Here is a 6,318-nt window from a genome sequence, read left to right as displayed (position 1 = left end):
TGGTCTCGATACACCCGCTCCTCCGTCACGGCCACTCGACCACCCAACAACCACCCCAACCCACCCGCCAGGGTCTCGATACAACCCCTCGCACGCTCGGGATCCACTCGACCACCCAAGCAAGCCACCCGGCCCTATTAGGTGATCGAGTGCCCGAGGAGCGCAGCGACTCGGGCGTATCGAGATCACCCCAACCCAACAACCAAACCCAAGACCTGCACCTCACCCGTGAGGACCGCACACGTTGTTTGAGAACCCCATACAGGAAACCGTCGGGAGACAGGTCAGGCCGGCCGCACAACCAGTGCGGCCGGCCCGACCTCCCCAGGCTCTATTGCGCCGGGCCCGTCTCCTGCGCCAGATAGGCGGCGAGGTTGGCGAGCGACGAGGCCATGCCGGCTTCGTGGTCGCGCCGCGAGATTCCCGACGGCACGTCGTCGGCACGGAACTCGACGCGCGTCCCGGCGCCGACGGGAGTCACACTCCACGTCATCGTCATCGTGCCGCCGAAGGCCGGGTCGTCGGAGTCGAAGTCGACGGCCTGGACCACCCGTTCGCCGGGCGCGATCTCGGCGAAGCGCGCCTCGACGACGTCGGCATCGCTACCCGACTTACCACCTCCCGGCGCGCGTCGTAGCGATCGAAGCGACCAGTCATCCCGGTCGGCGGCAACCACCACGTCAACGCGACCGGATCGACAAGTGCCGCAAAGACCTTCGCCGAATCGGCGTCGACGACCAGCGACGCCACGTCGCTTCGGCCCATATGATCACCTGGCTCCCGGCACGGGCACTAGTCCTGGATGCGCGCGAACGGACGCTCCGCCTCAAGCTGGTACGCGAGTTCGAGCAGCGTCTGCTCCTGCCCGACGTCGGCGGCGAAATGCAGACCGATCGGCAAACCGTCCTTGGTCTGCGCGAGCGGCAGACTGATCGCCGGGGTGCCCGAAGTGTTGTTCGCGGGGGTGAACGTCACGTACTGCACTAGTCGCTCAAAGACCTCGTCGAAATCGCCGCCCGGGTCGAGGAACCCGATCTTCGGGGTCGTGTGCCCCAGCGTCGGCGAGTACACCACGTCGAACTGGTCGAACAACGCCCGGAACTGCTTCGTCGACTTCCGCAAGCCCAATAGGACGCCGGGGGTGGCCCAGAATCGCCGTAGGAACTGCTTCGACAACCCGACGGTGAACGGGTCGAGCTTCGACCGGTCGAAACCCTTGTCGATCAGCCGCTTCCCGAAATGGTCGAGGCTAAACGCGAGCAGCGACCAGTAGTCCGTGAACTGCCGCACGTAGCTGCGCTCGACCGGCAGGGGGACGCGGTCGATCATGTGACCCTGCGCCGCCAGCACCTCGGCCACCGCTTCCAGCGCGACCGAAGTCTCCGGGTCCAGCAACCCGCCGGTGATCGGCTCGGCGATCAGCGCGATCCGCAGCCGACGACCACTCGGCCCCTCCACCAAGCCCAGGTCCGGCATGCCCTTGGCCGGCGCGTACCGCTGCGTGTCTGCGATGAAATGAGCCGTGTCGCGCACCGACCGCGAGACGACGCCGTTGGAGATCAGGTCGATCGGCAGCGATTCGCCTTCGGCGGACGCCAGCACCCGATCACGACTGGGCTTCAGTCCGACGAGTCCGCACGCGGCGGCCGGAATCCGGATCGATCCGCCGCCGTCGTTTGCGTGCGCGATCGGGAGCGCACCCGCCGCCACGAGTGCGGCCGCGCCGCCCGACGACGCGCCGGCCGAATACTCCGTGTTCCACGGGTTGCGCGTGGGCGGCCGGTCGACGAACTCGGTCGTCGCGGTCAACCCGAACGCCGGCAGCGTGGTCGCGCCGAGGATGTTGACGCCGGACGCGAGCAACTGGTCGGTGAATTTCTCGTTCGTCGTCGCCGGCGTCGGCGGCACCGCCGCCGACCCGTGCATCGTCGGTATCCCGTCGACGATCGTGTTGTTCTTGATCATCGACGGCACGCCGCGCAGCGAACCGTCCGGGAAGTCGCCGGCGGCAGCCCGGGCGAGGCCGTGTTCCCGGTCGTCGAACGCCACCGCGTTCAACTGCGGCTCGACCGCGTCGATCCGGGCCAGCGCGGCCAGCGCCGCCTCTTCGGCCGAAAACTCCCCCGTGCGAATCGCCGTCGCGACACCGACGGCGTCCAGTTCCCCCAGGCAATCGCCGGTAAACGCATGCACTTTCGTCATGGCTGCCGACGCTACACGGCCTGTGCCTACGATCGAGGTGTTCACCACACTGCCGACCGCAACCGGAGTATCAAAGAACCATGCAGCTGAAACTCTCCGCCGACGAAGTCGCCTTCCGCGATGAGATGCGAACGTTCTTCACCACTAAGATTCCCGCCGAGATCCGGGAGCGCGCCGCCAACGGCGAACTGAAGTACCCGGACGACATCGTCACCACGATGCAGATCCTCGACGACGCCGGCCTGTGCGTCCCGAACTGGCCGACCGAATGGGGCGGCCAGGACTGGACGCCCATCCAGCACCACATCTGGCGCGAGGAGTTGGCCCTGGCGTCGGTACCCGACCCGCTGCCGTTCAACTCGGCGATGGTCGGCCCGGTGATCGCCGAGTTCGGCTCCCAGGCCCAGAAGGAACGCTTCCTGCCCCCGACCGCGAACTGCGGGATCTGGTGGTGCCAGGGCTTCTCGGAACCGGAGGCCGGGTCCGACCTCGCCTCGCTGAAGACCCGCGCGGTGCGCGACGGCGACGAATGGGTCGTCAACGGCCAGAAGACGTGGACCACCCTCGGCCAATACGCCGACTGGATCTTCGCCCTCGTCCGCACCAACCCCGACGCCCCCAAACGCCAGCAGGGCATCAGCTTCCTGCTGATCGAGATGAACACCCCGGGCATCGAGGTCCGGCCGATCCAGCTGATCGACGGCGGCTACGAGGTCAACGAGGTCTTCTTCAACGACGTCCGGGTCCCCGCCGACCAGCTCGTCGGCGAGGAGAACGCCGGCTGGTCCTACGCCAAGTTCCTCCTCGGCAACGAGCGCACCGGCGTCGCCCGCGTCGGCAACACGAAGGTCGCCCTCTCCCGCGCCAAGAAGCTCGCCGCCGAGACCAAGACCGCCACCGGCACGCTGCTCGACGACCCGCTGTTCGCGGCGCGCCTCGCCGAACTCGAGAACGAACTCCTCGCCCTCGAACTCACCCAGCTGCGCGTCGTCGCCTCTTCCGCGGACGGCAAGCCGAACCCCGCGTCGAGCCTGCTCAAGCTGCGCGGCAGCGAGCTCCAGCAGGCGGCGACCGAGATCCTCGCCGACATCGCCGGGCCGGAATCGCTGGCGGTGGCACCGCCCGACCCGGACGCGGCGAACGGTTCGGCCGACATCGCCGCACCGTCCTGGGCGCAGCGCACCGTGCCGACCTACCTCAACTACCGCAAGGTCTCCATCTACAGCGGCAGCTCGGAAGTCCAGCGCCAGATCATCGACAAAGCCGTCCTCGGCCTCTAGGAGCACAAGAACCATGGACTTCGAATTCAACGACGAACAGATCATGCTGCGCGACACCGTTCGCGAAGTGCTGACCAAGGCCTACGACATCGAAACGCTGCGCACGGTGACCGACACCGAGCGCGGCTGGGACCCGAAGGTGTGGAAGTCGCTGGCCGACGTCGGCATCCTCGGCCTGACCATCGACGAGGAGGACGGCGGCATGGGCGCGGGGCCGGTCGAGTTGGCCGCGGTGCTCGGCGAGATCGGCCGCAGCCTCGCGCCGGAGCCGTACCTCAACGGCGTCGTGGTGCCGGCCGCGTTGATCTCGGCGACGGCCGACGGCGACACCCGCTCGGAACTTCTCGGCGGCCTCGCCTCCGGTGAACTGCTGATGGCTTTCGCGCACACCGAGGCCGGCGATCGTTGGCCGGCCGCGGCCGTCGCCACCACCGCCTCCGGTTCCGGCGACTCGGTGACGCTGAGCGGCACCAAGACGACCGTGCTCGCCGGTGACAGCGCGGACAAGCTCGTGGTCTCGGCCCGCGATTCCGGCGGCGAACTCGGCCTGTACATCGTCGACGCCGACGCATCGGGGGTCACGCGCACACCGTTCCGCACCCACGACCGCCGTCGCGGCGCGCAAATCGAGTTCGACGCGGCACCGGCCGCCCGGCTCGGGTCGGGCGACGCGGCAGACGCCATCCGCGCCGTCGACGTCACGACGCAGACGGCCCTGTGCGCCGAGGCGGTCGGCGCGATGGAACGCGCTCTCGAGCTCACCGTCGAATACCTGAAGACCCGCAAACAGTTCGGCGTCACCCTCTCCACCTTCGAGGCGCTGACCCACCGGGCCGCAGACATGTACGTCCTGCTCGAATTGGCCCGCAGCCTCAGCCGCTACGCCACCGCGAGCCTCGACGAGGGCACGGTCGACGAGACCATCGCCTCCCGCGCGAAACTGCAGATCTGCCGTTCGGCTCGCCAGATCGGCCAGGAGGCCATTCAGATGCACGGCGGCATCGGGATGACCGTCGAGTACCCGGTCGGTCACTACGTCAGCCGCCTCACCGCGATCTCGCACACGCTCGGCGATGCCGAAACCCATCTGTCCCACCTCGCCAACTCGATCACCAAATGGGACATGGTGTCGATAGGGTGAGCGCATGAAGAGTCTCTTCCTGGACAACCTCGCCGGGATCTCCGCGTACGGCCTGCTGGGCATCATCGTTCTGCTCGTCGGGTACTTCGCACTCGACGTGGTGACGCCCGGCCGCCTGCGCGACCTGCTGTGGCGCGAGAGCAATCAGAACGCAGTGCTGCTCACGTCGGGCTTCCTCATCTCGCTCGGCGTGGTCTACGCGGCCAGCGCCCGCGCCGGGTTCATGACCGACCAGCTCTGGCAGGGACTGCTCTTCGCCGCCCTCTACTCACTCGTCGCCATCGCCGTCATGTGCTTCTCCTTCGTACTGATCGACTGGCTGACGCCGGGACGACTGGGCGAGCTGCTGATGAGCGGCAACACCGCGGTCGTGTGGGTGAACATCGTCGTCTTCGTGACGCTGGGCGTATCCATGGGTGCGACGCTCTAACCGTTCCCAGTAGGGTGACCGGCAAACCGATACCGCCGGAGCCACGCAGACTCGGCGGGTGACGAAGGAGTTGAGTCATGGCAGAGGCAACGGAGCTGATGGAAGCCTCGACGGAGATCGCCGCGAGCCCCGAGACCGTGTGGTCGATCGTGTCCGATCTGCGGCGCATGGGCGAATGGAGCCCGCAGTGCCGCAAGATGTTCATCCGCGGCAACCCGGTCGGCGTCGGCACCCGCACGATCAACGTCAACCGCCGCGGCCCCCTGGTCTGGCCGACGAGGTCCAAGATCGTCCGGTTCGAGCCGAACAAGGCCATCGCCTGGCGCGTCGCCGACAACCACACCGTGTGGACCTACGAGATCACCCCCAAGGGCGACGGCGTCGTCCTCACCGAACGCCGTGACGCACCGGGCGGACAGGTCACCGCGATATCGAGCACCCTGGTGAACGCCTTCATGGGGGGCCGCGACGGCTTCGAGGCGGAACTGCGCGAAGGCATGGCCGAATCCCTCGGCAAGATCAAGCGCGCTGCCGAAGCCGCGACCTCGTAGCCGTGGCCAGACGCCCGCATTCCCCGGACCATCCGCCGTCGACGGGACTCGCCCACCTCGGCGATCTCGCCAAGCAGACGATCCCGCCGCTGCACCCCGCCGGCATCCCTTTCGTCGCCGCGCCCGCCGCCGTGGCGCTGCTGGGTCGCCGCCGCAAATGGATCTCGCGCCCCGCGTGGGCCCTCTCGGCGGCGTGCGCCGCCTTCTTCCGCCATCCGAGCCGCGTTCCGCCGGCGCAGCCCGGCGTGGTGGTCGCCGCCGCCGACGGCGAGGTGGCCCTCGTCGACACCGCGGTCCCACCCGCCGAGCTCGGCTTGGGAACCGCGGAGCTGCCCCGCGTCTCGACCTTCCTCTCGGTCTTCGACGTACACGTGCAGCGCGTGCCGATCTCCGGCACGGTGACCGCGCTTCAGCACACGCCGGGCGAATTCCTCTCGGCCGACCTGCCGGACGCCAGCAGCCGCAACGAGCGCACCTCGATGACGATCCGCACCGACTCCGGCGCTGATGTCGGCGTCGTGCAGATCGCAGGGCTGATCGCCCGGCGCATCGTCAACGACAGCGCCGTCGGTCAGCGCCTGTCCATCGGCGACACCTACGGACTCATCCGCTTCGGCTCGCGCGTCGACGTCTACTTCCCCGCGGGCACGACCCCGACGGTTCTGGTCGGCCAGCGCACCGTCGGGGCCGAGACACCGCTGGCGGTCCTGCCGT

Annotated in this window: 7 protein-coding genes; 5 read left to right on the top strand and 2 right to left on the bottom strand. The window is 68.3% G+C overall.

The features are described 5' to 3' along the window. Positions 1-331: 331 nt before the first annotated feature. Both GOARA_RS01275 and GOARA_RS01270 read right to left on the bottom strand, forming a co-directional pair. Complete coding sequence (locus GOARA_RS01275) at positions 332-676, bottom strand: SRPBCC domain-containing protein (protein ID WP_245548326.1); 345 nt, start codon at positions 674-676, stop codon at positions 332-334. Between the two features lie 116 nt (positions 677-792). After that, complete coding sequence (locus GOARA_RS01270; RefSeq protein WP_007320463.1) at positions 793-2,202, bottom strand: amidase; 1,410 nt, start codon at positions 2,200-2,202, stop codon at positions 793-795. Between the two features lie 80 nt (positions 2,203-2,282). Here GOARA_RS01270 and GOARA_RS01265 point away from each other — a divergent pair, with 80 nt between their 5' ends. From GOARA_RS01265 to GOARA_RS01245, 5 genes are all read left to right on the top strand, one after another. Next, positions 2,283-3,482, top strand: a complete 1,200-nt coding sequence (locus GOARA_RS01265) for an acyl-CoA dehydrogenase family protein (protein ID WP_007320462.1) — start codon at positions 2,283-2,285, stop codon at positions 3,480-3,482. A 13-nt stretch (positions 3,483-3,495) separates the two neighbouring features. Continuing rightward, complete coding sequence (locus GOARA_RS01260) at positions 3,496-4,623, top strand: acyl-CoA dehydrogenase family protein (RefSeq protein WP_007320461.1); 1,128 nt, start codon at positions 3,496-3,498, stop codon at positions 4,621-4,623. Between the two features lie 4 nt (positions 4,624-4,627). Next, on the top strand, positions 4,628-5,053 hold the full coding sequence (locus tag GOARA_RS01255) for a DUF350 domain-containing protein (RefSeq protein WP_007320460.1): 426 nt from the start codon (positions 4,628-4,630) through the stop codon (positions 5,051-5,053). Positions 5,054-5,130: 77 nt separating this feature from the next. After that, on the top strand, positions 5,131-5,604 hold the full coding sequence (locus tag GOARA_RS01250; protein WP_007320459.1) for an SRPBCC family protein: 474 nt from the start codon (positions 5,131-5,133) through the stop codon (positions 5,602-5,604). A gap of 2 nt (positions 5,605-5,606) precedes the next feature. After that, positions 5,607-6,318 (top strand): phosphatidylserine decarboxylase (locus GOARA_RS01245; protein WP_007320458.1); only part of this gene is annotated, 712 nt, incomplete at its 3' end.

This window comes from Gordonia araii NBRC 100433, assembly GCF_000241265.1.
In the GTDB taxonomy this organism is placed as follows: domain Bacteria; phylum Actinomycetota; class Actinomycetes; order Mycobacteriales; family Mycobacteriaceae; genus Gordonia; species Gordonia araii.
The sequence above is the reverse complement of the archived record's forward strand: the minus strand, read 5'-3'. Positions and strand labels throughout refer to the sequence as shown.

Bases quoted from the DNA above. Each gene is read 5' to 3' on its own strand.
- GOARA_RS01270 (WP_007320463.1), bottom strand. From the start codon at position 2,202: ATGACGAAAGTGCATGCGTTTACCGGCGATTGCCTGGGGGAACTGGAC.
- GOARA_RS01265 (WP_007320462.1), top strand. From the start codon at position 2,283: ATGCAGCTGAAACTCTCCGCCGACGAAGTCGCCTTCCGCGATGAGATG.
- GOARA_RS01260 (WP_007320461.1), top strand. From the start codon at position 3,496: ATGGACTTCGAATTCAACGACGAACAGATCATGCTGCGCGACACCGTT.
- GOARA_RS01255 (WP_007320460.1), top strand. From the start codon at position 4,628: ATGAAGAGTCTCTTCCTGGACAACCTCGCCGGGATCTCCGCGTACGGC.
- GOARA_RS01250 (WP_007320459.1), top strand. From the start codon at position 5,131: ATGGCAGAGGCAACGGAGCTGATGGAAGCCTCGACGGAGATCGCCGCG.